The organism is Prosthecobacter sp. (assembly GCF_020439865.1).
Lineage (GTDB): Bacteria > Verrucomicrobiota > Verrucomicrobiia > Verrucomicrobiales > Verrucomicrobiaceae > Prosthecobacter.
The window spans coordinates 1-22,761 of sequence record NZ_JAGRPF010000189.1 but is presented as its reverse complement, the minus strand read 5'-3'; the positions used below and the strand labels follow the sequence as shown (position 1 = coordinate 22,761).

Sequence of the window (22,761 nt, the reverse complement as noted above, 5' to 3'; positions counted from 1 at the left end):
CACAGTTCGATCAGGAAAAAAACTTCTTTGCGGCTCTTCTAATAGAGTCTGCATCCCAAGTATCGAATTCAACACGAATTACCGCATCTTTATATATCAAAGCACTAGGCTGGTGTTCGTTGTCCCAGGAACACCCAAAATCTAACACAATGAAAACAGAGTCTTCCCAAATCACATTTGTGATTTGAGTCGCAGAATGAATAAACTCGCCACTTGGAAAAGGATATTGCGTTCGGAATTCAGCCAGATTTACCGACAGGTCAGGATACCGATTGGATTCAATTCTAATATGTCCTCGAATAGATTCTTCCAATAGAGCTGGCAGCAGTGATGATATAATTACGCACCTATCTTTGAATGTATTTAAGGACTGCATTTGAATGGGCAAGATCCTTCCTTCCATATCAGTCCATATCTCAAGCCTCGCATCACCGTCAAACGGTGTCGGATCAACATTAACAATCGGCCCCATGCGGACTCTTGTTTTCATATGGAGCTTCCAATCATTGATCCTTGGCATAGTACTCTCCCACGGGAAAGGTATCTCCAAATCCAACCTGCGTTGAAGGTTCCCAAGTATGTCGTGTTCTATGTTTTGATAATCCATCTTGTGTGGAGTTAAGGCTTGTTCGGCGAGTATTTGCCGCTCGTGTTTTTGAAGAGCTTCCAAAACGCAACACCACCGTAGTGGCTTATACCTGAGCTACCATGGTTCAAGTCGGATGGAACTAATTGCATGATTCCTATCACTTCATGATGGTGCCATGTTCCTTTGGTGAGCAAGTGGCTCTTCGAGCCGGCTGCTGCATCATCTCCACTTCAAAAAGGATGCCAGGCATTATGTTGAACGTGTTGTGCTGCAAAACACTGGCAGACAGTAGTTTATTGCGGAAATCAAGCATGGTTGGTTGGCGCGTGATCATGGTGTCTCGCGCTAACGTGGCTCTCACACCCGCCGGATCGCCGCGGCGAAGGCGCCGTCCATTTGATCTTCCGGTGGGAAGCTGTGGCGGAGTTTGACGGGTTCGTAACCGGGAGTGGATTCGAGGACACTGGCGACGAGCTGTTCGTTCTCGGCGGGTTCGATGCTGCAGGTGCTGTAAACGAGGATGCCGCCGGGTTTGAGGACGCGGAGGCAGTTTTTGAGGAGCTGGGTCTGAGTTTGCACCTGCGCGGTGATGTCGTCGGGCTGCAGGCGCCAGCGGACATCGACGCGGCGGCGCATGACGCCGGTGTTCGAACAGGGCACGTCGAGCAGGATGCGGTCGAAGCCGTCCTTGGCGAAGGCGGGAATTTGCGGATCCGACCAATCGTGCTGTTCGATGTGGGCGTTCGCGACGTGGAGGCGATGGAGATTGCCTTCCAGGCGGCGCAGCCGGCCCGGTGCGACATCGCAGGCGATGATCTCGCCCGTGTTTTCCATGAGCTGAGCGAGCAGGGCTGTTTTGCCGCCAGGAGCGGCGCAGGCATCGAGCACGCGCTGGCCGGGCTTGGGATCCAGCAGACGTGGTGCGATGGCGGTGCTGGGGTCCTGCATGTACACTTTGCCAACGGAGAGGTCTTCGCGGGGGAGCGACTCGCAAACGATGAAGTCGTCGGGCCCAGCATCCGATTGCGGGTAGAGGCGGTTGACGCGGGCGCAGATCGGGGCAGGGACTTGATTCCATTCGCAGAGGGCGGTCGTTCTGGCTTCACCGAAGATGCCGAGCCAGTGTTCGATGAGCCATTTGGGATGCGACGTGCGGGTTTCGAGCGGCAAGGTGGCCGGCATCGCGAGCAACTCGGCAGATTCGCGACAGGCACGGCGAAGCACGGCATTGATGAGACTGCGCGCACGACCGGTGGCGGCGACGGTTTCGTTCACGGCGGCGTATTCCGAGACCTGCAGGATCAAGATCTGACAGAGGCCGATGCGCAGTCCCCAGCGGCTGCGATGGTCGAGGTGCTTGTTCTCGGTGAGCACGGCGATCCAGTGGTCGAGCAGGGAGAGGTTTCTCAGCGTGGTGAGCACGATGTCACGCAGGAACGCGGCATCGGGCAGGCTGAGGTTATTGTCACGCTGGATGTGATCCATGAGGTCGGCGGCGAAACGTTCCCCGGCGGCCCATTCGCCCAAAGCATCCAGTGCCATGCCTCGAATCGGGACGGTCGGCTGGCGGGAAGAAGACTGTGGGCGTGGTTGGCTCATGTGCGGCATGACTTAGACCGCGTTGCGTGGGACACAAGCCGCCCTTTGGTCGTGGCGGGAGGATTGATTGACAAACTTCCCGCCCCCGCCTTTATAGACGGCCCCCCGCCATTTTTACCCGCCCAACCACCCCAGATCATGGATTTTATCGCCAAAAACATCGCCGAAGTCGCCCCTTCAATGACCCTGTCCATCACAGCCCAGGCGAAGGCATTGAAGAAGCAGGGGGTGGACGTGCTGAGCTTCGGTGCCGGTGAGCCTGACTTCGACACTCCCGCGCCGATCATCGCTGCCGCCACCGAGGCGCTGAACTCCGGCAAGACCCGTTACACCGAAAGCGCCGGCATCCTCGAATTGCGCGAGGCCATCGCCGCCAAGCTCATGGTGGACAACAACGTGCAGTATGAGGCCTCCCAGATCAGCGTGAACTGCGGCGCCAAGCATTCCTGCTACAATGCCATCCTTGCCTGCGTGAACCCGGGCGACGAAGTGGTCATTCCTGCTCCTTACTGGACCAGCTACCCTGAGATGGTGCGCATGGTCGGCGGCATCCCGGTGATCGTCGAGACGAAGCGTGAAAACGGCTGGAAGATCACGCCGGAGGAATTCGAGGACGCCATGTCTCCGATGACCAAGATGATCATCCTCAACACCCCCGGCAATCCGACGGGCTCCGTTTATACCAAGGCGGAACTTACCGCGCTGGCTGAGATCGCCGTGGGTGAAGGCATCATCATCCTTTCGGACGAGATCTACGAGAAGCTCGTCTATGGCGGCAATGAGCACGTCAGCATCGCTTCCCTCGGCAAGGAAATCTACGACCACACCATCACCATCAATGGTTTCTCCAAGGCCTACGCGATGACCGGATGGCGTCTAGGTTACACTGCCGCTCCGAAGAAAATCGCCGAGGCGATCGACACGATTCAGAGCCATACCACGAGCAACCCGACCAGCTTTGCTCAATACGGTGCGCTGGCCGCCCTGCAGATGGACCAGCAGATCGTCAGTGACATGCGCGACGAGTTCGACGTGCGCCGCCAGTACATGCTCGGACGCCTCAGCAACATCAAGAATGTCCGGGTCGTTGAGCCGCTGGGCGCCTTCTACTTCCTCGTGGACATCGAGCCCATGCAGATCAAGAGCGTCAATTTTTGCGAGAAGCTGCTGAGCAAGCAGAAGGTCGCCATCGTTCCTGGTGTCGCCTTCGGTGCCGAACACACGGTCCGCTTCAGCTACGCCACCGGCCTGGACGTGATCAACGCCGGCATGGACCGCTTCGAAGAGTTCTGCAACCAGCACTAATCCTGCAACCGCCGCCGTCGGCGGCAAACCACCGACCACAACCGCCAACCGCACACGAACATGGGCATCTACAACAACATCGTCGAAACCGTCGGCAAAACACCGCTGGTGAAACTCAACAAGGTCACCGCCGGTCTCAACGCCACGATTGCTTTGAAATGTGAGTTCTTCAATCCGCTCGGCAGCGTCAAGGACCGTATCGGGATGGCCATGATCGAAGACGCCGAGAAACGCGGCATCTTGAAGGCGGACACCGTCATCATCGAGCCTACCAGTGGCAACACCGGCATCGCGCTCGCCTTTGTCGCCGCCGCCAAGGGCTACAAGCTCATCCTTACGATGCCTGAAACGATGTCGCTGGAGCGTCGCACGCTGCTTGCACTGCTCGGAGCAGAACTCGTGCTTACCCCTGGCGCGCAGGGCATGAAGGGTGCCATCGCCAAGGCCACCGAACTCGTGGCCAGCACGCCGAACGCCTGGATGCCCCAGCAGTTTGAGAATCCCGCCAATCCGGCCATTCACTCGAAGACCACCGCTGAAGAGCTGTGGGCCGACACCGATGGCAAGATCGACATCCTCGTCGCCGCTGTCGGCACGGGCGGCACCATCACCGGTTGCGTCGAAGTCATCAAACCGCGCAAGGCCACCTTCCAGGCCATCGCCGTGGAGCCGGAGGCTTCACCGGTCATCAATCAGACGCTCGCCGGCCAGCCCGTGCAGCCGGGTCCGCACAAGATCCAGGGAACCGGCGCCGGATTCGTCCCCGCCAACCTGCACCTCAAGGACAACGCCGGTCACTCGCAGATCGCCGAGTGCGTCAAGGTGAGCAATGACGACGCCTTTGCCATGGCACGCCGCATCGCCGCTGAAGAAGGGATCTTGGTCGGCATCAGCACCGGTGCGAACGTCTGCGCGGCCATCGAGGTGGCAAAGCGCCCGGAAAACGCCGGCAAGCTCATCGTCACCGTCGCCTGCTCCACCGGTGAACGTTATCTCTCCACCGCCCTGGCTGACGAAGCTCGTGCCAAAGTGGGCGCGTAACCGCTTCGCCTCTTCGTCTTCACGTTTCAACGTTCCCCCCCACCGCATGTCCGCACACGATTCGCTCTCGCAGGAAATCCCGGCCACAGGCATGGAAAAGTTCCTCGAGGACAACTTCCGCAAGCTCGTCTGGCTCTTCATCATCGCGGTGGCCGCGATCATTGCCTTCGGTCTCATCCGCCATCAGACCACGCTTAAGGCCAACGAGGCCGCCGAAGCGTTTACGGGTGCGAAGACCATCGAGGATTGTGATCTGGTGATCTCACGCTACCCCGGCACCAATGCCGCAGCCAACGCGCTGCTGCTGAAGGCTGATCTCCTTTGGGATCAGAACAAGAAGACTTCCGCAGTGGACGTGCTCAAGGAGTTCACCAGCAAAAACGCCGGTCATCCGCTGGCCGTGCAGGCGCTGCTCGGGCTCGGTTCCAAGCTGGATGCGATGGGGGACAAAAAAGAGGCGCAGGCTATCTTTGAGCGCATCGTGAACGAATTTGCTTCCAGTGAGGCAGCTCCGCTCGCCCAGGTGCGCCTCGGCGATCTGCTCTGGGCCGCCGGCAAAACCGACGAGGCCAAAAAGGCCTATGATGATCTCACCGTGAAGTTTCCTGACCTGCCGGAGTATCAGTCCATCAGTCGCACTCGTCTCGACTGGATCGCCGCTTCGCTGCCGACCAAGGAAGTCGATCCGCCCCCGGCTCCGAAGGTTGAGGTCAAACCGGAAGGCGCGGCGGCCATGCCGAAGATCAATCTGAACGCTGTTCCGGGCGGACTGACTCCGACCATCACTCCTCCAGGCGCTCCAGCACCTGCGGCCACGACTCCTCCTGCGACTCCGGCGCCCGCCGTTCCCGCACCGAAGACCACTCCGCCGGCTGCGCCAGCTCCCGCCGCACCTCCAGCGGCTCCAAAGCCAGAAGCTGCTGCCCCGCCTGCGAGCCCTCCTCCTGCGACCCCGGAAGCACCAAAACCTTGATTCATTCGACGGATACTGAAGTCCGTCGATGAAAGGTAAGGAGAAGTATTCCTCAAGTCGACGGACTGGAGTGTCCGCCTTGTTTCAAGCCAGCCACTCCGCGATCGCCGCGATCACTTCGTTGCGCTGCGCTTCGGTGAGTTCGCCGTAGATCGGAATGCTGAGAACTTCGTTGGCGACGCGGTGGGAGACATCGCAACCGGAGAGAGAGGCGGCGGGCAGGTTTGCGAAGCACTGCTGCTGGTCGAGCGTGACCGGATAGTAGATGTCGCAGCCGATCTTCTTCGCCACGAGATGGTCGCGCAGCGAGTCGCGTTTGCCGTCGAGCACACGCAGCGTGAACTGGTTCCAGATGTGCGAGTTGTGCGCGTAGCTCACGGGCAACACGATCTTCGCGCCTTGAGCAGCCAGCCAGGTGTCTTGCGTGTTCACGCATTTGCAGTGCGCGGGATCGGCCTGCACCACGCCAGGCAGTTTGGAGAGTTCGGCGATGTAATGCGCGGCGTTGCGCTGGCGGTCGGCGGTGTATTGCGCGTAGCGCTTCACCTTCACGCTCAGCAGCGCGCATTGCAGCGTGTCCATTCGGAAATTGCCGCCGACGTAGTGATGGTAGTACTTTGGCTTGCCGCCATGCACACGCAGCACGCGTGCGTATTCGGCCAGATTGTCGTCATTCGTCACCAGCATGCCGCCGTCGCCGAATCCACCGAGGTTCTTGCTCGGGAAGAAGCTGTAGGTGCCGAATTCGCTCATCGTGCCGGCCTGACGGCCTTTGTATTGAGCACCGATGGACTGCGCGGTGTCCTCAATCACCTTGAGACCGTGTTCCTTAGCCAAGGCGAGGATGGGATCCATGTCGGCGCATTGTCCGAATAGGTGCACCGGCATGATGACCTTCGTTTTGACCGTGATCTTCTTTCGCGCGTCGTTCACGTCCATGTTGAAGCAGACGGGGCAGACGTCGGTGAACACCGGAATGGCGCCGAGACGCGAGACCGCGCCTGCGGTGGCGAAAAAGGTGAATGCCGGGCAGAGAACCTCGTCGCCTGCCTTGATGTCGAGCGCCATGAGCGCCAGCAGCAGCGCATCCGTGCCGGAGGAAACCGACAGGGCATGCTTTGCGCCGGTCATGGCTGCGATTTCCTTCTCAAACGTTTCCAGCTCCGGCCCCATGATGAACCGCCCGTGGTGAAGCACCTGCGTGAAGGCGGCCTGAAGTTCGGGTTCGAGGGGAAGGTTCTGGGCGTTGACGTCGAGAAGGGGGACTGGCATGGCGGCGGTGATTGGCGAATGAGTAATGATGAATGACCGATTGGCGAGCTACATTCGCTCGGTGGTCCGAATTCCGAGAAGACCGAGGCCGGCCTTCAAAACGCGGCTGGTGGCTTCGCAAAGGGTTAGGCGGGTGTTGCGCACGGCGCCTTCGGACCTCAGCACGTTGCAGGCTTCGTAGAAGCTGTGGTAGGTGTCGGCGAGTTCGTAGAGATAGCTTGCGAGAAGGTTCGGACGGAAGTCGAGCAGCACGTCATGCGTGGTCTCGGCAAACTGCGCGAGTTTGATGGCGAGCGCGCGTTCGGCAGCTTCGGTGATGGTGAGGTCGGGTGTCAGCGTGACCTCGCCGTCGAGCTTGCGGAAGATGCTCTTGGTGCGCACGTAGGCGTTGATCAGGTAGGGCGCGGTGTTGCCCTGCAACGCGAGCATCTTGTCCCAGCTGAACTTGTAGTCGGTCATGCGGTGCTGGCTGAGCTCGGCGTATTTGACCGCGCCGGTGCCGATCACCTCAGCGATCTGGGTTTTCTCCAGGTCGGTGAGACCTTCACGCTCGGCGACGACGGCTGCAGCGCGTTCGACCGCTTCGTCGAGCACTTCGAGCAGGCCCACGCTCTCGCCCGAACGGGTTTTGAACATCTTGCCGTCCTGGCCGAGGATGCTGCCGAAGGCGATGTGCTGCATGCGCGTGGTCTGGCCGCGCTTCTTTGCGACCTGGAAGAGCTGGCGGAAGTGCAGCTCCTGCGGTGCGCCGACGACATACCAGATTTCATCAGCCATCCAGTCGTTGATGCGATGATCGATCGTCGCGAGGTCGGTGGTGGCATACAGGAAGCCGCCGTCGCTTTTGCGGATTAGGCAGGGCTTGTCGGCGAGTTCGGGCACATCGCGGAAGAACACGCAGGTGGCGCCGTCACTGATCTCGGCGATGCCGTTGGTGAGCAGATCCTCGACGAGCGGAGCGAGCTTGTCGTTATAGGCGCTTTCACCGAGGTAGTGATCGAAGTGGACGTCGAGCTGTCCGTAAATCTGGCGCAACTGCTCTAACGAAAGTGCCACGCAGCGCGTCCAGATTTCCATGTTGTCCGGATCGCCCTGCTGAAGCTTGACGAGTTCGTTGCGGCAGGTGGTGAGCACCGCCTCGTCGGCCTTCGTCTGGGCGTTCACCGCCTTGTAAACGCGGACAAGTTCTTGGATCGGATCTTTGTCGAGCGCTTCGTGATCGAGGATCGTCTTCCAGCCGTGCAAGATCATGCCGAACTGCGTGCCCCAGTCGCCGATGTGGTTGTCAGTGATGACGTCGTGTCCGACGAAGCGTGCGACGCGCGCCAGCGAGTCGCCGATGAACGTGCTGCGAATGTGGCCCACGTGCATCGGCTTGGCGATGTTCGGCGCGGAGAAGTCGATCACGATGCGTTTGGTCTGTTCGACCTGAGGCACGCCGAAGTGATCATCCTGGGTGATTAATGCGAGCCGTTGGGCCAGGGCTTCGGCACTGAGGGTGAAGTTGAGGAATCCGGGGCCGTCGATGCTGGTCTTGGAGCAAAGGTCGGTGACATCGAGCTTGTCGGCGACCTGCTGTGCCAGCGCACGGGGATTGGTCTTGAGCTGCTTGGCCAGCGTCATGGCCGCATTGCTCTGGTAGTCGCCATAGCGCGTGTCGGAAGCGATGACGACAGAGACGGAAAAACCTTCCGGAAGCTGGATGCCGGCGGCGGTGAAGGCGGCTTGAAGACGGGACGTGAGCAGGGCGCGAAACATGGGGTGCGCATTTTGAATGCCGAATGGCGAAAGTCGAACGCCGAATTACACCCGACGCACCTCGTCGGCGCTGGTCAGCGTGTGGCTGGTGCCGTTGGGAAACTCGAGAATCAGATGCCCCTCCTCGTTGAGGTCGAGAACCCGACCGAAAACCTCCCCTTGGGGCGTCAGCGCCCGGATCTGACGGCCCAGCAGCCAGCTCCGTTCGCGCACCTCGGCCACGGCGGAGCTAAAGTCGGCGTCGAGTCGCTGAAATTCGGAGTGCAGCATGCTTAGCAGGCGCTGGGCGAGGGAGTTGCGGTCGAGTTCGGGCAGGGCGGGGGAATGGAGTTCGTTCAGCAGCGAGGTGGCGACGACTCCGGGCGCAAACTCGCGGGCGTTCACGTTCAAACCGATGCCGAGCACGAGCATCAAGCCCGTGCGTGTCGACACTGTTTCTGCGAGCAGGCCGCTAACCTTGTGGTCGCTGAGGTACACGTCGTTGGGCCATTTGATGCGCGGCTGCAACGGCAGTTCGTCTTCGATCGCCCTGCAGATCGCGAGCGCGGCGAGCGTCGTGATGCGCGGCCATCTTTCGAGCGGAGCTTCCGGTTTGAAGAGAAGCGAGAGCATCAAATCCTTCCCGCGTGGGGCGATCCAGCGGTTGTCGCGCCGTCCGCGGCCCTGAGTTTGTGATTCGGCGAAGACGACGGTGTTGGGCGGCAGATCCGAAGCTTGTTGTTTGAGCCAATCGCTGGTGGAGCCGACCTCCTCCAGCACCGAGACATGCCACGGCAGCGTGGGATCCTGGATGGCGCTGGCATCGAGCGGGATCATGCACGGAAGCGATGAGGATCGCTGGCCTCGCCGTGCTGGTGGAGCTCGTCGTGATCTCCCTGGCATTCGAGATGCGTGGTGATGAGCACGGGGTTCTCCACGCTGGCCTGAACGGCAATTTCGATCTCGGTGGCGATGCGGTGGGCGTCTCGCAGCATGATGTCGTCGTCAAAGAGCAGATGAACTTCGACGTAGTGCATCTCTCCGGCATCGCGATGACGCAGCGCGTGAAATTTGAGACCACGTTTTTCAGTCTCAAGCCTGAGTGCGGCATCGAGCACGGCATTGAGTTTGGCGTCCGCGGTATCCATGAGGCCGCCGACGCTTTGACGCATGAGGCCGTAGCCGGTCCAGATGATGTTGGCCGCCATGATGAGGCCGCACAGCGGATCCCAGCCAGGCCATCCGGTCAGGGCGACGAGTCCGAGCCCGACGATCGCGCCGAGGCTGGTCCACACATCGGTAAGCACGTGCTTGCCGTTGGATTCGAGAATCAACGAGCCCTGCCGTTTGCCGGTGCGGATGAGATAGGCCCCGAGTGCGGCATTGATGACAATCGAAACCGCGGTCAGGACGAGGCCTTGATCCACATTGGCAGGTGGCAGATGCAGGACCCAGCGGCGGACAGATTCATAGATGATGAACAGCGCCGCGAGGATGATCAACCCGCCCTCGATGCCGGCTGAGAAGAAGGCGATCTTCGTATGGCCGTAGGGATGGTCGTCGTCCGCGGGCTTGTGCAGCAGACCGAGACTGAAGGCTGCGAACATGACCGCAGCAACGTGCACGACGGATTCCGCAGCATCGCCGAGGATGGCCGCGGAACCGGTGAGCACATAGGCGCCCAGTTTGATCACCAGCATGAGGAAGCCAATGCCCAGCGAGATTCGCATGGCGCGAGTGGCATCGGTCGTGTTGCTCATGGCGGATCAGGCTCGCAGCAGCAGTTCCATCATCGCAGGCACGTCGGCAAATGATTCGACGCAGCGCCATGGATTTAGGGCGCTCAATTCAGCGGCAGAATACTGGCCGGTGGCAACGGCGAGGCATTTGGCGCCAAAGGCTTCGGCACAGCGGATGTCCTTCGGCGTGTCACCGATGACGATGACGTCAGCGATGTCGTAGGTGCGACCGGTGGCATCTTGCATGCGCTGCAGGGCCACGGGCCCGAGCTGGTTGCGGTCGTGGTGATCGCTGCCGAAGCCGCCTTCGATGAAGTGCTCGTAGATTCCGTGGCGCGAGAGTTTGATCACGGCGCCACGGCGCACGTTGCCGGTGAGCAGACCGAGATGGGCCGCCCTCTCCGCGCGCAGGGCATCAAGCAGCGGAACGACGCCCGGCAGCGTGAAGCCGCTGAAGTCTTCCGCCTGCAGACGGCGCTGCAGATTGGAGAGGTAGCGGTCGAGAAACTCGGAGATTTCTTCGGGCGTGTGCGAGCGGTTCATGTGGCCGAACACGTCCATCGCGATCGCAGGATCTGTAGCCCCGGCAAGCTGCAGCGGTGGCAGCTCATCGCGCCGGATGCCAAAGTGTTGTTCCGCGGCGTCGAGAATCGCCGCGCCACCAGCGCCATTGCTGTCGATCAAGGTGCCGTCGATATCGAAGAGCAGCAGTTTTGCCATCTCAATGCGGCTTGGCTGCTGCAGCGGGCTTGTGGGCTCCGCCGGTGTTGGAGGGGGCGTATTTCGCGACGAGGAAGGCGCCCGAAGCGGCCATGAGGCAGCCAACTATGAAGGGGACAGGCAGCGACTTGAACCCGCCCTCCGGCGGATGCAGCAGCATCGCGGTGATGGTGTTGATGATCGGCGCACCGGCGAAGACAATGGGCATCACGGCGGCCGCCGCAGCTGTGCCTTTGATCGGAACTGCGGCACCGAGCGCAAGCACGAGCGTGAATGCGCCCAAGGCACCCGCGACACCGGCGATGAAGCTCCAGGTGATGCCGCTGCCGGTGAAGCTCCAGTTGGAACCGCGCAGCTTGATCAGCACAGCGGCCACGATCCCGATCACCGCGTAGGCCACGCACACCAGCAGAAAGGCTTTCAAGCTCGCATGCGGCGCCTCGGATCCCATCGGCATGAGGCCGCGGCCCTTGTGCAGAATGACGCCATACACGCCCCAGGAGAGCACAGTCAGCAGGGCAAAGATGATCCAGGTTTCCATTTTTTTGCTTTTGGGTTGGGAGTTCACAGTGGTGTGGGGAAGGAGGCGATGAGATGCCGTGGGTAAACGCCCGGGACAACGGCTTTGTTTACCTTTTTGTCAGCGAGAGGCGACCGCAGGTCACGATGCCGGCTCAGAACTCTCTTCGTTTGAAATAATGCAGCCGAAAAAAGCCGATGGCGGTGATGAGGCTCGCAGTGCCGAGCCCCAGGCGCCAGCCGAAATGGACCTGGGCCGGGGCGCTCTGATCTGACAAGACGGCCGTGTTTCCCTTGGTGAAAAGCTCTGTCATCTCGTTGTTGATCTGAAGGAGGTCGCGCACGCCACAGATGAAAAGATACAAGCTTCCTGCGCCCCAGGCGAACATCAGGAGCAGAGTAAGCAGGGGATGGATTCGAGACACCACGGCATGCTGGAGCTCAGGTCACTTTTTCTCCGGCCTCTTCAGCAGTTCATGCGGTGCGGCCTCGATCTTGTCGCGAAAACGCTGCGGGATCTCGACGGCCTTCATTTTGCCGGTGGCGGGATCTCTGCGGACGCAGGCGGCTGTGATGCGGCCCTCGGCGGCGAGCACGCCATCGCTCTTCCAAAAGCGAATGATATGACGGAGCACTTTGTGGCGCACTTCTTCGACGAGCAGTTCGCATTCGAACTCCTCCTCGAAATGCAGCGGGGCCATGTAGTCGCACGAGGCATGCACCCGGGGCCAGCCGACGCGTTCTTCGCCGTGCTCCGGCGGATCGACGATGGAGAAGCCGAGGCTGCGGAAGAAGGCGTGTTCCACGCGCTCCATGTAGCGGAAGAAGTTCGCGAAGTGGACGATGCCGGCCATGTCGGTGTCGGAGAAGTGAACGCGGTCGGTGCAGATGAATCGGTGGGCCATGGGTGACGGGCGGTTGGGACGAAAAGATCAGGCGGTGACCACCATGCTTTCATCACCGCGTTCGGCACGCACTTTCTGTGCGGCTTTGATGACCGCGCTCGCCGCGGTTTCTGCCTCTGACTTGGTGTTGAAGCGGTGGAAGGAGAATCGCAGCGTGCATGCCGCGTCGCGGGCGCTGACGCCCATGGCTTCGAGAACATGGGAGGAATGCAACGCGTTTGCATGGCATGCGGAACCGGCGGAGCAGGCGATGCCGGCCTTGTCGAGCAGAATGAGCATGCCGGCGGCGTCGACTTCCGGGAGGCAGAATGAACTGGTCGTGTGCAGGCGATGCGTGAGGCAGCCGTGAATGCGCATGTTTGGAATCGCCGCATGCACGAGGTGCTCGAAACGATCACGCATGGCGTGAATCCTTGATTTGGTGCCGTCCTCGAAGTGTTGACGCACCAGGTCGGCCGCAGCTCCGAGCGCGGCGATACCGGGTACGTTCTCTGTCCCGCTGCGGCGTTCGTGCTCCTGTCCGCCGCCGAGGATGAAGGGCTCAAAGCGGACACGTTTGCTCACATAAAGCGCCCCGATCCCCTTCGGCGCATGAATCTTGTGACCGCTGAGGCTGAGAAAGTCGACGTGCATTGACTTCACATCGACCGGCACCTTGCCCACGGCCTGCACGGCGTCCGAATGCACCAAGGCGCCCGCGGCGTGGGCGATTTCGACGATTTCCCGCATCGGGGCCAGAACGCCGGTCTCGTTGTTCGCCCACATGATGGAGACGAGCGCGGTGATCCCGGGACGCATGGCCTCGCGCAGCGCATCCAGGTCGACGCGGCCGTTGGCATGCACTGGGACGCGAACGACTTTCCCGCCCTGTCTCTGCCAGCGTTTGGCGGATTCGAGCGCTGCGGCGTGCTCGGTGCCGGTGATCACAAGTTCCCGCGATTCGGGCCAGAGCGCACGCACGGAGGCAAGCACGGCATTGATGGACTCCGTGCCGCCGCTGGTGAAGATGATTTCCTCCGGCTGCGCATGCAGAAGGTCGGCCACCTGCTCCCGTGCCAGGTCCATGGCCTGGCGGACAGGGCGTCCGTCGGCATAACTGGAGGCGGGGTTGGCGTAGTGCTCGCACAGGAACGGCAGCATCGCGTCAATCACCAAAGGATCGACGGGCGTGGTTGCGTTGGCGTCGAGGTAGATCACGCCCGGATGTTCGGACTGTCAGCGCTGCTGTCAACGGCCCTTCCCGCACTCGACAAACCGAAGTCAGCCGCTAATCTCCGCACCCCTATGCTCGACATCCGCCTCATTCGTGACAACGCAGAACAGGTCAAACAACGCCTCGCCGGCCGCAGCGGCGACTTTGCGTCCCTGGTGGATGAAGTGCTGGCCATCGACACTCAGCGTCGTGCGGCGGAGACGGAGCGGCAGAAACTGCAGAGTGACCGCAATCGCATCAGCAAGGAAATAGGCATGGCCAAAAAGAGCGGTCAGGACACGAGCGCCATCGAGGCGGAGGTGCGTGGCATCGGCACCCGTATCGATGAAATCGGGCGTGAGGCCGACGTGGCGGATGCGCGCCAGCGCGACCTGCTTTTGAGCATTCCCAACCTGCCTCACGAGGCTTGTCCGGTGGGTGAAAGCGCAGAACAGAATCCTGAAGTGCGCGTGTGGGGCACGAAGCCAGAGTTCGCCTTCGAGCCAAAGGATCACACGCATGTGGCCGGCGCTTTGGGCATGATCGACTTTGAGGCGGGCGCCAAAATCTCTGGGAGCGCATTCGTGGTTTATCGCGGCGCGGGCGCTCGTTTGGAGAGGGCCTTGATTAGCTTCCTGCTTGATCTGCACACCACGCAGCACGGCTATGAGGAGATCAGCCCGCCGTTGCTCGTGAAGTCGGAGTGCCTCGTCGGCACCGGTCAGCTTCCAAAGTTCGGTGATCAGGTCTATCACAGCGCCGCGGATGACCTGTATCTCATCCCCACCGCCGAAGTGCCGGTGACGAACCTGCATCGGGATGAAATAGTCGCGCATGAGAAACTGCCGATCAATTACGCGGCCTACACGCCCTGTTTCCGCCGTGAAGCCGGCAGCGCCGGTCTTGGCACGCGAGGACTCATCCGCATGCATCAGTTCGACAAGGTCGAACTCGTGAAAATCACCACGCCGGAGACGAGCATGGCCGAATTGGAAAGCCTCACCGCCAATGCGGAGAAGGTGCTGCAGCTTCTTGGTCTGCATTATCGCGTGATCGAGCTGTGCACCGGCGACATCGGTTTTGGCTCGGCCAAGACTTATGACATCGAAGTCTGGGCACCGGGGCAGGGGACCTACCTCGAAGTCTCGAGCTGCTCGAACTTCGGCGACTATCAGGCCCGCCGCATGAACCTGCGCTACAAGGATGAAAACGGCAAAAACCGCATTCCGCACACGCTCAATGGTTCGGGGACGGCGCTGGCCCGTTTGTTTGTCGCACTCGTTGAGACCTACCAGCAGGCTGATGGGTCGATCTTGATTCCCGAAGCGTTGCGTGGTCACTTTGGTGCCGGCAAGATCGGCTGATGTTCATGAAACACTTCTGCGCGCTGATTCTCCTGCTGGCCTCCGTCGGCATCGCCAGCGCGCAGGCTCCCGGGGTGCCGGTTTATGCAGAAGGACGTGGTGCGCGTCCGAATGCGGCACTGATGGAGCAGGCCAAGAAGTTCCACGAGGCCTCGGCCCTGCTCCCGATGGCGAAAGTGATGGAGCAGTGTAAGCGGAACAAGTGCACGCTGGCGCTGCCTGAGGAGGACACGCAGCCTCTCCCGCCGCGTGAGCGCTGGCAGCGTGCGCGGCTCTCGCACATTCGTGTGGGCGCCTACTTTCTTTGTTCGAAGTGTGACAAGTGGCACCTCGACCTCGCGGGCGGTTATGCGATCACGGCGGATGGTGCCGTGGCGACGTGTGCTCATGTGGTGGCGCCGCCGCCAAACATGAAGGTGGGCTGGCTCGTGGCTGCCACAGAGGACGATGTCGTTTTACCCGTGATCGAAATCCTCGCCTGCGACTCAGGCACTGACTGTGCGATCATCCGGGTCGAATCAGACAAGCCGCTGACGCCGCTGCCTTTGGGGCTCGATGTGAGCCCGGGCGATCCGGTCTGGTGTTTCAGTGATCCCAGCGGCAAGCGTGGTTTTTTCAGCGAAGGCATCGTGAGCCGCTTCGTGAAGCGCCCGTTTTTGCGGAAGAAGGAAATGGCCGATCTGCCCGAAGGCACAGACGTGCCGAAACCGGTGTGGCTGGAGACAACCACCGACTGGGCGCCTGGATCGAGCGGGTCCGCGGTGATCGACGCCTGCGGGAACTGCGTGGGGCATGTTTCCGAAATTCAGACAGTGCTCGAAGATCCGCTGCCGATGCGCAAGAAAAAGGGCGAGACTGCCGCCAGCCAGCAGCTGGGCACGTTGATCGTATTTCATCAGGCGATCGGTGCCGCAGAGGTGAAGGCGCTGGTGAAAAATCCGTGATCGATTTGCGCAACTTCCAGTGCGGCAGCGCATTCATCAGCGGCATGAAATGCCTACTCCTCTCGATAGCCGTCGCCCTGTGCTGGATCACCGCCTCCATCGCTCAGACCGCCGGCGTGAAGGCCCATCGCGATCTCGTTTATGTCGAAGGTGGTCATGAGCGGAACAAGCTGGACCTCTACCTGCCGGAGACGGCGGAAGGTCCGCTGCCGCTTCTCATCTGGGTGCATGGCGGCGGCTGGCAGAATGGCAGCAAAGATGGCTGTCCGCCTCTGCGCGGCGGTTACGTCGAGCGCGGTTATGCGGTGGCGAGCATCAACTATCGTCTCAGCGGTCACGCGGTGTTTCCGGCGCAGATCGAGGACTGCAAGGCGGCGATCCGCTGGCTTCGTGCGCATGCGAAGGAGTACAATCTCGATGTGAAACGCTTCGGCGTGTGGGGCAGTTCTGCGGGCGGGCATCTCGTGGCGCTCATCGGCACGAGCGGTGACGTGAGGGAGTTCGATGTGGGGGCGAATCTCGATCAATCGAGCCGCGTTCAAGCCGTGTGTGATTACTACGGTCCGACGGAATTCACCGTGTTCGTTTCCACACCGGGTTACGAGAGTCATGCGACGGACGCTTCTCCCGAAGCGAAACTGATCGGCGGTGCGGTGATGCAGAACAAGGACAAGGCCGCGCGCGTGAATCCGATCACGTATGTGAGCAAGGATGATCCGCCGTTTCTCATCGTGCACGGGGATAAGGATCCCACGGTGCCAATCAATCAAAGCCAGTTGCTGTTTGATGCGCTCAAGCAGTCGGAGGTGAGCGCCCATTTTCACACGATTCATGGTGCGGGACATGGTGGTCCCGGTTTTGCGGGCAAGGACATCGACCGGATGGTTAGCGGGTTCTTTGACGCCCGATTGAAAAACACCTTGGACAAGATCGAAGCGCTCGTGACCGAGAGCACCGCCGATCCGGCGATGATGAATCGTGATCCGCGCAAGGGAAGGTCCCAGCCTGGCGGGGCTCGTCGAGGCATTCCGTGGGAAGTGATCACCCGACGTGATGACAAGGACAATGACGGAAAGGTCAGCAAAGCGGAGTTCAGCGGACCACCGCTTTTGTTTCAGCGGCTCGACAAGAATGGAGACGGCTTGCTCACCCGTGACGAACACGAGGCCTTCATTCAAGCGGCGCCCGTCCGGCCCTGACGGCTCAGATTTTTCTTCCCAGGCGATTTTTGAACCGTTAATATCGCCAAACTTCCAACCGACCATGCGCCAGACAAACCATGTCCTCGTTGCGGTTGCTCTTCTGAGCACAGCCCTTGCCCCACAACTGCGTGCAGACGGAACGGTGCGCGTGCTCAGCGCGGAAAAGCCCAAGGTCGCGATCTTTGCCGAGGACGTCACGGTGGACGGCACACGTCGCCCCGATTTGGGCCGGGCCTTGGCGGACAGTCTGAGCACGAACCTGCTGCGTCGTGGTCAGATGCGTGTGTTTAATCTGACGACCGAGGAGACCAAGAGCGGCACACAGACGCTGGCACTGCCAAAAGAGGCTGAGAGGAGGGAACCGACACTCGACAAGGACATCGACTATCTGCTGAGCTTCAATTTGTTCTCCAATGCGAACGAACATCGTTTGACGGTCAAAAAGACGAGGGTTTCCACGTCCGAACTGATCGATTCGCACCAGTTCTTCACCTATGGCCGCGTGAGCGATGTGTTCTCCCTGGTGGGAAAGATCGTGGATCGTGTCGATCCGCTTCCGGTGCGTCACGCTTTTCCGGCCACGCAGTCGCCAGCCGAGATTCGTGCGGCACAGCCGGACCCCACTCCCTACCAGAGCTTCTGGACGGGCGACTACAGCAATCCGGGCAGCCCGGCCTATGACCCTTGGCGTGCCAATCAGGTGGCGCAATATGATCTCGCGAATGTGCCGAAGGCCCTGATCTACCGTGAGCTGGGTTCCATTCAGCACATTGATACGACCTGGAGGTTTACAGTCGTCAAACCGGTCAAAGGAGTGCAACTGCGCACCAATGATCCTATGCACGTGCTGTATGATGAAGGTGACGTGTATGCCAATCTGCGCGTTGGAACTGTGGAGCGCGAAGGGGTGATCGCTGATTACGGCGGCATGACGCCGGAGCATCACAAGCTCTTCAACGGGGACAAAGTCTTCGGATGGCATACGCCGGAAGTCGAGAAGCCGGCGAAAGCGAAGTAGGGTTGTAATGCTTCTTTGGCGGGTTATTGGCACAGCCGCCAAATCCCGTCCGCATGCTGCAGCTCTCCCAGGTTCTTCTTCCCGTCGATCATCAGGATGACGACATCCGTCGTGCCGTCGTGAAGGTGCTGCATGCCCGAGAGGAGGACGTCGTCAGTGTCAGGGTCAAACAGCGTGCAATTGATGCGCGCCGCGGTCACGTGGAGTTCAGCTTTACCCTGTTGGTTGAGGTCAAAGATGAAGCACGTGTGCTTAAGCGCATCGGCAAGAATCCACGCATCGGTCCGGCGCCGGATGAGACGTATCACGAGATCGCCCGACAGGCGGCGCCTTCGGCCTCTTCCCGGCCGGTGATCGTCGGAACGGGACCCTGCGGCCTGTTTTGTGGACTGCTTCTGGCCCGTGCGGGTCTCAAGCCGGTGCTGCTGGAGCGTGGCAAGGCTGCGGGCGATCGTGCGCGTGATGTGACCGGCTTCTGGCGTCGTGGCTGGGATTTCAACTCGGAGTCGAACGTGCAGTTTGGCGAAGGCGGCGCAGGCACCTTTTCCGATGGAAAACTTTACACGCAGATTCGCGATCGCGAGCACCGCATCCCGTGGCTGCTGAAGGAGATGGTCGCCGCCGGTGCTCCGGAGGACATCTTGATCAAGAGCCGGCCGCACATCGGCACAGACCGCCTCATCAAGGTCGTGCGTCATGTACGTGAGGAGATCATCGCGCTCGGCGGTGAGGTGCGGTTCGGCGCACGCGTGGCGGACGTGGTGATCGAAGATGGTGTGATGCGCGCTGTGACGCTGGCCGATGGCGAGTGCATCGAGGGATCACATTTCATCTTCGGTGTCGGTCACAGCTCGCGGGACACGTTTTACATGCTCCACCGGCATGGCGTGCCGTTTGAAGCGAAGCCGTTCTCCATCGGAGTGCGCATCGAACATCCGCAGAAGCTGATCGACCGCAGCCTCTACGGCAAATGGGCGGGGCATGCGCGTCTGGGCTCCGCGCCGTACAAGTTCGTGGCGCACTGCGGCACGGGCCGCGCAGCGTACAGTTTCTGCATGTGTCCGGGCGGTCTGGTAGTCGCGGCAACTTCAGAGCCGGGCATGGTGGTGACGAACGGCATGAGCAGCTACGCGCGTGAGGAGGCGAACGCGAACAGCGGCTTCATGGTCGATGTCCGCCCCGAAGACATGCCTGCGGGCGATGTCCTGGGCGGCATCGAGTTTCAGCGCAGCATCGAGCGTCAGGCGTTCGTGCTCGGCGGCGGCAATTATCATGCGCCCGCGCAGTTGCTGGGTGATTTTCTGGAAGGGCGCGCCTCGAAGGGGCCTGGAGCTGTGAAGCCCTCCTATGAGCCCGGTGTCGTGTGGACCGATCTGCGCGAATGCCTGCCGGAGTACACGATCGACACGATTCGCGAGGCGATCCCGCGCATCGAGCGAGGGTTGCCAGGCTTCGCTTTGGATGAAGCGGTGCTGACGGGTGTTGAAACACGCAGTTCCTCGCCGACGCGCATTCCGCGTGATCCACACTCGCTGGAATGTGTGGGCGTGAAGCATTTTTATCCTGCGGGAGAAGGTGCCGGTTATGCCGGTGGCATTATCTCCGCCGCCGCGGACGGGATGCGCGTGGCTGAAGCGATTTTACGCCAGGGTTGAGCGAATGTGCTGCAGCACTCCGCGGCATCCATCTTCGAGCAGGTTCAGCACAAGTTCGAATCCCTGCTCGCCGCCATAGTAGGGATCAGGAACTTCGACCAGGTCGTGATCCGTGCAGAACTCACAGAACAAACGAACCTTGGGCCTGAACAGCGATTCTCGGTCGAAGGAGCGGATGTCCTGCAGGTTTTGCTGGTCCATGACGAGCACGAGGTCGTGATCGCGCAGGTCGTCTTCGGTCACCTGCCTGGCGCGGCTGCTGAGATCGTAGCCCCGATTTTGCGCGGCGGTGCGCATGCGCTGATCCGGCAGTTTGCCCGCATGCCAGCCGCCGGTGCCCGCGGAGCGAATGGCTACGTGATCGCCAAGCCCTTCAGCCTCCACCAGGGCACGCATGACCCCTTCTGCCGCAGGAGAACGGCAGATGTTGCCCAAGCAGACAAACAGAAGGCGGAATGAGGCGGCCATTGGCGGAGCTAGGCGAGTGACAACCCTTTCACAAGACAAAATGACCTCCTGTCCACAGGGGATGTCTGGCATCCCCCGAGGGAAGATTTCTTTTCCTGTGAATGACTCTTTGGTTGAGCCGTAGTTTGAGCACGCTATCTGCTAAGAAACCTCAAACCCCACGCTCATCGTCATGTCTGTTGTATCCAAAGGTCTAGAAGGAATCATTGCCGCTGAAACCCGCCTCGGCGAAGTCAAGGGGGCCGAGGGTGTGCTGTTCTATTGCGGCTACGACATCAACGAACTCGTCAAGGTCAGCTATGAGGAGGTCGTCCATCTCCTCTACTACAACAAGCTTCCCAACCGGGCCGAGCTCGACAAGCTTACGTCAGCGCTCCGCGCCGAGCGTGAACTCCCTCAGGGTGTGATTGATTTCCTCAAGACGGCCCCCAAGTCCGCGAAGCCCATCGACATCATGCGCACGGCCGTCTCGATGCTCGGGTGTTACGATCAGAAGCGTCATGACATCGAAATGAGCGAGAATCTGGCCAACGCCATCCGCCTCACCTCTCAGATCGGAGTCATCGCCGCCTACTTCCACCGTGCCCGTCTCGGCTTGGAACTTCCACCGGTGCGCAAGGACCTCAGCGAGGCCGCTCATTTCCTCTACCTGATGAATGGTGAAGTGCCGAGCAAAGAGGCCGAAAAGACCCTCGACATCGCCTACATCCTGCACGCGGAGCACGGCTTCAACGCCTCCACCTTCACTGCGCGCGTCGTCGCTTCGACGCTGAGCGACATGTATTCCGCGATCAGCGCCGCCATCGGCGCGCTCAAAGGCCCGCTGCATGGCGGCGCGAATGAAGGCGTGATTCACATGCTTCAGGAAATCGGCAGCCTCGACAAGGTGGACGCCTGGGTCGAGGACGCCCTCGCGCAGAAGAAGAAGATCATGGGCATCGGCCACCGCGTTTATAAGGTGCTGGACCCCCGCGCGCCGCACCTGCGCGAGATGGCCATCGAGCTCACCAAGCAGCTCGGCGAGGCCAAATGGATTCAGATGTCCGAGCGCATCGCCGAGATCATGCGCGAGCGGAAGAACCTGAACGCCAACGTCGATTTCTACAGCGCGACGGTTTACTACAGTCTCGACATCCCGACCGACCTCTTCACGCCGATCTTTGCGATCGCCCGCATGAGCGGCTGGACGGCGCATGTGCTGGAGCAGTGGAGCGAAAACCGCCTCTTCCGCCCGCTGAGTGAATACGTCGGCAGGCCCTACGGCCAGAAGGTGATTCCGATCGACGAGCGCTGATCGGGGCTCAGAGAAGGAATATTTCAGGGCTGCGAATGTGGCAAACTCCGGTGTTTGTCCGTATTGTTGATGCTTCATGCGTCTCCTTCCAACCATCGGAGCCGTCGCGGTGGTGCTCGGCACGCCGTTGATGGCGCAGCCCGGCACACGCCTCGTGTGGCAGCCGGTGCAGGAGTACTTCATTCATCGGGATGAGACGCAGCAGGTGCTTGCCGGAACGAAGCGACTGAATTCGTTCACCGCCTACACGCACATCGGCACCGACTTCGGCTTCCACGGGCCGGCGGAGCACGAGATCGAGTGGCTCTCGGATGAGATCGTGGTGCATCTCGGACAGGAGCCCGACAGCTGGGCCGGCATGTGGCACAGCCTGGCCGGGCAGGAACGCAATGCGAATCGCGTGATGGATTTCACGCACGCGTATCCCGAGCCGGTCGCCACGAAGTTCCAACCACGCATCACGGCGGTCATGATCCGTGCCGCCGGTGCCGGCCGGATCAAACTCGAGATCAAGTCTCCCACCCAGGAGCTGCGCTGGACGCAGATGATGGACCTCAACGAGCCTGGATATCGGATGTTCGTTTATCCTGTCGCGCCGGAAACGGTGCGCGATGGCAAGACGATTCTATGGACGGCGGAGCCCGGCTCCGAGGTGAAGGTCTCAGGCCTTTTTCTGGGCATGGAGATGCCGCAGGTTTCCTGGGACACGTATGCCTTCCTCGCATCGTATGCGAAGATAGCCCGTAGCTACACCATCGAGACCGGATTCGTGCGCGATCGTGCGCACATCGAGGATGGGGCCTTTGAATCCGTCTCCGCCACAGGCATGTATGTGCTGGCTTCGGCCGCGGCGGCGCAGGAACCGCTTGGGGTGGTGACGCCGGACTACGCCCGCTGGGTGCTCGCACGCACGCATGAGGCGATCAAGAAACTCAAAACCGGCCGCGGCCTGCTGCCGCACTTTGTGCACCGGCGCGAGAACGGCTACTGCATCCATCCGGGAACCGAATACAGCACGGTAGACACCGCGATTTACGCGCAGTCCATGCTGCTCGCAGCGCTGATGCTCGATCTGCCTGACGTGGCCGAAGATTTGGTGCAGCAACTTCAGCACATCGAGTACGACCTGCTGCGTCTTCCTGACGGACATCTCTCCCATGGCCTCGCTGATGACGGCATCACTCTCCTGCCGCACGGCTGGCAGGACTGGGGTGGTGAAACGGCC

General features: G+C 60.7%; 23 protein-coding genes. 10 read left to right on the top strand and 13 right to left on the bottom strand.

The window, feature by feature from the left end; all coding sequences use genetic code 11:
- Positions 1-10 precede the first annotated feature (10 nt).
- The 3 genes from KDL09_RS21035 to KDL09_RS21025 all read right to left on the bottom strand — a co-directional run bounded on the left by KDL09_RS21035 (position 11) and on the right by KDL09_RS21025 (position 2,131).
- Complete coding sequence (locus KDL09_RS21035) at positions 11-670, bottom strand: hypothetical protein (RefSeq protein ID WP_294389476.1); 660 nt, start codon at positions 668-670, stop codon at positions 11-13.
- Positions 671-746: 76 nt separating this feature from the next.
- Entirely contained in the window at positions 747-923 is a 177-nt protein-coding gene (locus KDL09_RS21030) for a hypothetical protein (RefSeq protein ID WP_294389474.1), read from the bottom strand.
- Positions 924-946: 23 nt separating this feature from the next.
- Complete coding sequence (locus KDL09_RS21025) at positions 947-2,131, bottom strand: transcription antitermination factor NusB (RefSeq protein WP_294389472.1); 1,185 nt, start codon at positions 2,129-2,131, stop codon at positions 947-949.
- 195 nt (positions 2,132-2,326) lie between these two features.
- Between KDL09_RS21025 and KDL09_RS21020 the strand changes: the two genes are divergently transcribed.
- From KDL09_RS21020 to KDL09_RS21010, 3 genes are read left to right on the top strand one after another with little or no spacing between them, the layout of a single operon-like run.
- Positions 2,327-3,493: a pyridoxal phosphate-dependent aminotransferase gene (locus KDL09_RS21020; protein WP_294389470.1), complete on the top strand. Its 1,167-nt coding sequence runs from the start codon at positions 2,327-2,329 to the stop codon at positions 3,491-3,493.
- 60 nt (positions 3,494-3,553) lie between these two features.
- Positions 3,554-4,534 (top strand): cysteine synthase A, encoded by a 981-nt coding sequence (gene cysK, locus KDL09_RS21015; protein WP_294389468.1) that lies wholly within the window; start codon positions 3,554-3,556, stop codon positions 4,532-4,534.
- Positions 4,535-4,580: 46 nt separating this feature from the next.
- Positions 4,581-5,507: a tetratricopeptide repeat protein gene (locus KDL09_RS21010; RefSeq protein ID WP_294389466.1), complete on the top strand. Its 927-nt coding sequence runs from the start codon at positions 4,581-4,583 to the stop codon at positions 5,505-5,507.
- An 84-nt stretch (positions 5,508-5,591) separates the two neighbouring features.
- Here KDL09_RS21010 and KDL09_RS21005 read toward each other — a convergent pair whose 3' ends face one another.
- From KDL09_RS21005 to KDL09_RS20965, 9 genes are all read right to left on the bottom strand, one after another.
- A complete protein-coding gene (locus tag KDL09_RS21005; RefSeq protein WP_294389464.1) occupies positions 5,592-6,779 on the bottom strand; it encodes a DegT/DnrJ/EryC1/StrS family aminotransferase in 1,188 nt (395 codons plus the stop codon).
- A 48-nt stretch (positions 6,780-6,827) separates the two neighbouring features.
- Positions 6,828-8,537, bottom strand: a complete 1,710-nt coding sequence (gene argS, locus KDL09_RS21000) for an arginine--tRNA ligase (protein ID WP_294389462.1) — start codon at positions 8,535-8,537, stop codon at positions 6,828-6,830.
- Between the two features lie 45 nt (positions 8,538-8,582).
- On the bottom strand, positions 8,583-9,353 hold the full coding sequence (locus KDL09_RS20995; protein WP_294389460.1) for a biotin--[acetyl-CoA-carboxylase] ligase: 771 nt from the start codon (positions 9,351-9,353) through the stop codon (positions 8,583-8,585).
- Positions 9,350-10,276: a cation diffusion facilitator family transporter gene (locus tag KDL09_RS20990; protein WP_294389459.1), complete on the bottom strand. Its 927-nt coding sequence runs from the start codon at positions 10,274-10,276 to the stop codon at positions 9,350-9,352. Before KDL09_RS20990 ends, KDL09_RS20995 begins: the two co-directional genes overlap by 4 nt.
- 6 nt (positions 10,277-10,282) lie before the next feature.
- The gene (locus tag KDL09_RS20985; protein ID WP_294389456.1) at positions 10,283-10,975 is read right to left on the bottom strand and encodes a haloacid dehalogenase-like hydrolase; all 693 of its coding nucleotides are present in this window, start codon (positions 10,973-10,975) and stop codon (positions 10,283-10,285) included.
- A gap of 1 nt (position 10,976) precedes the next feature.
- Positions 10,977-11,543: a hypothetical protein gene (locus KDL09_RS20980; RefSeq protein WP_294389453.1), complete on the bottom strand. Its 567-nt coding sequence runs from the start codon at positions 11,541-11,543 to the stop codon at positions 10,977-10,979.
- Positions 11,544-11,649: 106 nt separating this feature from the next.
- Positions 11,650-11,922, bottom strand: coding sequence for a hypothetical protein (locus KDL09_RS20975; protein WP_294389452.1), 273 nt, complete (start codon positions 11,920-11,922; stop codon positions 11,650-11,652).
- Between the two features lie 18 nt (positions 11,923-11,940).
- The gene (locus KDL09_RS20970; protein WP_294389451.1) at positions 11,941-12,399 is read right to left on the bottom strand and encodes a thioesterase family protein; all 459 of its coding nucleotides are present in this window, start codon (positions 12,397-12,399) and stop codon (positions 11,941-11,943) included.
- Positions 12,400-12,426: 27 nt separating this feature from the next.
- Positions 12,427-13,596, bottom strand: a complete 1,170-nt coding sequence (locus tag KDL09_RS20965) for a cysteine desulfurase family protein (RefSeq protein ID WP_294389449.1) — start codon at positions 13,594-13,596, stop codon at positions 12,427-12,429.
- Between the two features lie 87 nt (positions 13,597-13,683).
- On the opposite strand from KDL09_RS20965, the gene serS reads away from it, so the two are divergent.
- The 5 genes from serS (at position 13,684) to KDL09_RS20940 (ending at position 19,774) form a co-directional block, all read left to right on the top strand.
- Complete coding sequence (serS, locus tag KDL09_RS20960; protein WP_294389446.1) at positions 13,684-14,955, top strand: serine--tRNA ligase; 1,272 nt, start codon at positions 13,684-13,686, stop codon at positions 14,953-14,955.
- Between the two features lie 5 nt (positions 14,956-14,960).
- Complete coding sequence (locus KDL09_RS20955; protein WP_294389444.1) at positions 14,961-15,899, top strand: serine protease; 939 nt, start codon at positions 14,961-14,963, stop codon at positions 15,897-15,899.
- A 44-nt stretch (positions 15,900-15,943) separates the two neighbouring features.
- Positions 15,944-17,098, top strand: coding sequence for an alpha/beta hydrolase fold domain-containing protein (locus tag KDL09_RS20950; protein ID WP_294389441.1), 1,155 nt, complete (start codon positions 15,944-15,946; stop codon positions 17,096-17,098).
- 64 nt (positions 17,099-17,162) lie between these two features.
- Entirely contained in the window at positions 17,163-18,119 is a 957-nt protein-coding gene (locus tag KDL09_RS20945) for a hypothetical protein (RefSeq protein WP_294389439.1), read from the top strand.
- A 53-nt stretch (positions 18,120-18,172) separates the two neighbouring features.
- The gene (locus KDL09_RS20940; protein ID WP_294389438.1) at positions 18,173-19,774 is read left to right on the top strand and encodes an FAD-dependent protein; all 1,602 of its coding nucleotides are present in this window, start codon (positions 18,173-18,175) and stop codon (positions 19,772-19,774) included.
- Here the strand turns inward: KDL09_RS20940 and KDL09_RS20935 are convergent.
- Positions 19,760-20,242 (bottom strand): low molecular weight protein-tyrosine-phosphatase, encoded by a 483-nt coding sequence (locus tag KDL09_RS20935; RefSeq protein WP_294389437.1) that lies wholly within the window; start codon positions 20,240-20,242, stop codon positions 19,760-19,762. The genes KDL09_RS20940 and KDL09_RS20935 overlap by 15 nt on opposite strands.
- Before the next feature lie 172 nt (positions 20,243-20,414).
- Here KDL09_RS20935 and KDL09_RS20930 point away from each other — a divergent pair, with 172 nt between their 5' ends.
- Both KDL09_RS20930 and KDL09_RS20925 read left to right on the top strand, forming a co-directional pair.
- A complete protein-coding gene (locus tag KDL09_RS20930; protein WP_294389436.1) occupies positions 20,415-21,536 on the top strand; it encodes a citrate synthase in 1,122 nt (373 codons plus the stop codon).
- A gap of 76 nt (positions 21,537-21,612) precedes the next feature.
- The coding region (locus tag KDL09_RS20925) for a hypothetical protein (RefSeq protein ID WP_294389434.1) at positions 21,613-22,761 on the top strand (1,149 nt) is incomplete at its 3' end.

Excerpts from the sequence above, each read along its gene's own strand:
- KDL09_RS21010 (WP_294389466.1), top strand. The coding sequence starts at position 4,581 with ATGTCCGCACACGATTCGCTCTCGCAGGAAATCCCGGCCACAGGCATG.
- KDL09_RS20940 (WP_294389438.1), top strand. The coding sequence starts at position 18,173 with ATGCTGCAGCTCTCCCAGGTTCTTCTTCCCGTCGATCATCAGGATGAC.
- cysK (WP_294389468.1), top strand. The coding sequence starts at position 3,554 with ATGGGCATCTACAACAACATCGTCGAAACCGTCGGCAAAACACCGCTG.
- KDL09_RS20990 (WP_294389459.1), bottom strand. The coding sequence starts at position 10,276 with ATGAGCAACACGACCGATGCCACTCGCGCCATGCGAATCTCGCTGGGC.
- KDL09_RS20950 (WP_294389441.1), top strand. The coding sequence starts at position 15,944 with ATGAAATGCCTACTCCTCTCGATAGCCGTCGCCCTGTGCTGGATCACC.
- argS (WP_294389462.1), bottom strand. The coding sequence starts at position 8,537 with ATGTTTCGCGCCCTGCTCACGTCCCGTCTTCAAGCCGCCTTCACCGCC.
- KDL09_RS20955 (WP_294389444.1), top strand. The coding sequence starts at position 14,961 with ATGAAACACTTCTGCGCGCTGATTCTCCTGCTGGCCTCCGTCGGCATC.
- KDL09_RS20995 (WP_294389460.1), bottom strand. The coding sequence starts at position 9,353 with ATGATCCCGCTCGATGCCAGCGCCATCCAGGATCCCACGCTGCCGTGG.
- KDL09_RS21005 (WP_294389464.1), bottom strand. The coding sequence starts at position 6,779 with ATGCCAGTCCCCCTTCTCGACGTCAACGCCCAGAACCTTCCCCTCGAA.
- KDL09_RS20985 (WP_294389456.1), bottom strand. The coding sequence starts at position 10,975 with ATGGCAAAACTGCTGCTCTTCGATATCGACGGCACCTTGATCGACAGC.
- KDL09_RS20930 (WP_294389436.1), top strand. The coding sequence starts at position 20,415 with ATGTCTGTTGTATCCAAAGGTCTAGAAGGAATCATTGCCGCTGAAACC.
- KDL09_RS21025 (WP_294389472.1), bottom strand. The coding sequence starts at position 2,131 with ATGGCACTGGATGCTTTGGGCGAATGGGCCGCCGGGGAACGTTTCGCC.
- KDL09_RS21030 (WP_294389474.1), bottom strand. The coding sequence starts at position 923 with ATGATCACGCGCCAACCAACCATGCTTGATTTCCGCAATAAACTACTG.
- KDL09_RS21020 (WP_294389470.1), top strand. The coding sequence starts at position 2,327 with ATGGATTTTATCGCCAAAAACATCGCCGAAGTCGCCCCTTCAATGACC.
- KDL09_RS20935 (WP_294389437.1), bottom strand. The coding sequence starts at position 20,242 with ATGGCCGCCTCATTCCGCCTTCTGTTTGTCTGCTTGGGCAACATCTGC.
- KDL09_RS20970 (WP_294389451.1), bottom strand. The coding sequence starts at position 12,399 with ATGGCCCACCGATTCATCTGCACCGACCGCGTTCACTTCTCCGACACC.
- serS (WP_294389446.1), top strand. The coding sequence starts at position 13,684 with ATGCTCGACATCCGCCTCATTCGTGACAACGCAGAACAGGTCAAACAA.
- KDL09_RS20945 (WP_294389439.1), top strand. The coding sequence starts at position 17,163 with ATGCGCCAGACAAACCATGTCCTCGTTGCGGTTGCTCTTCTGAGCACA.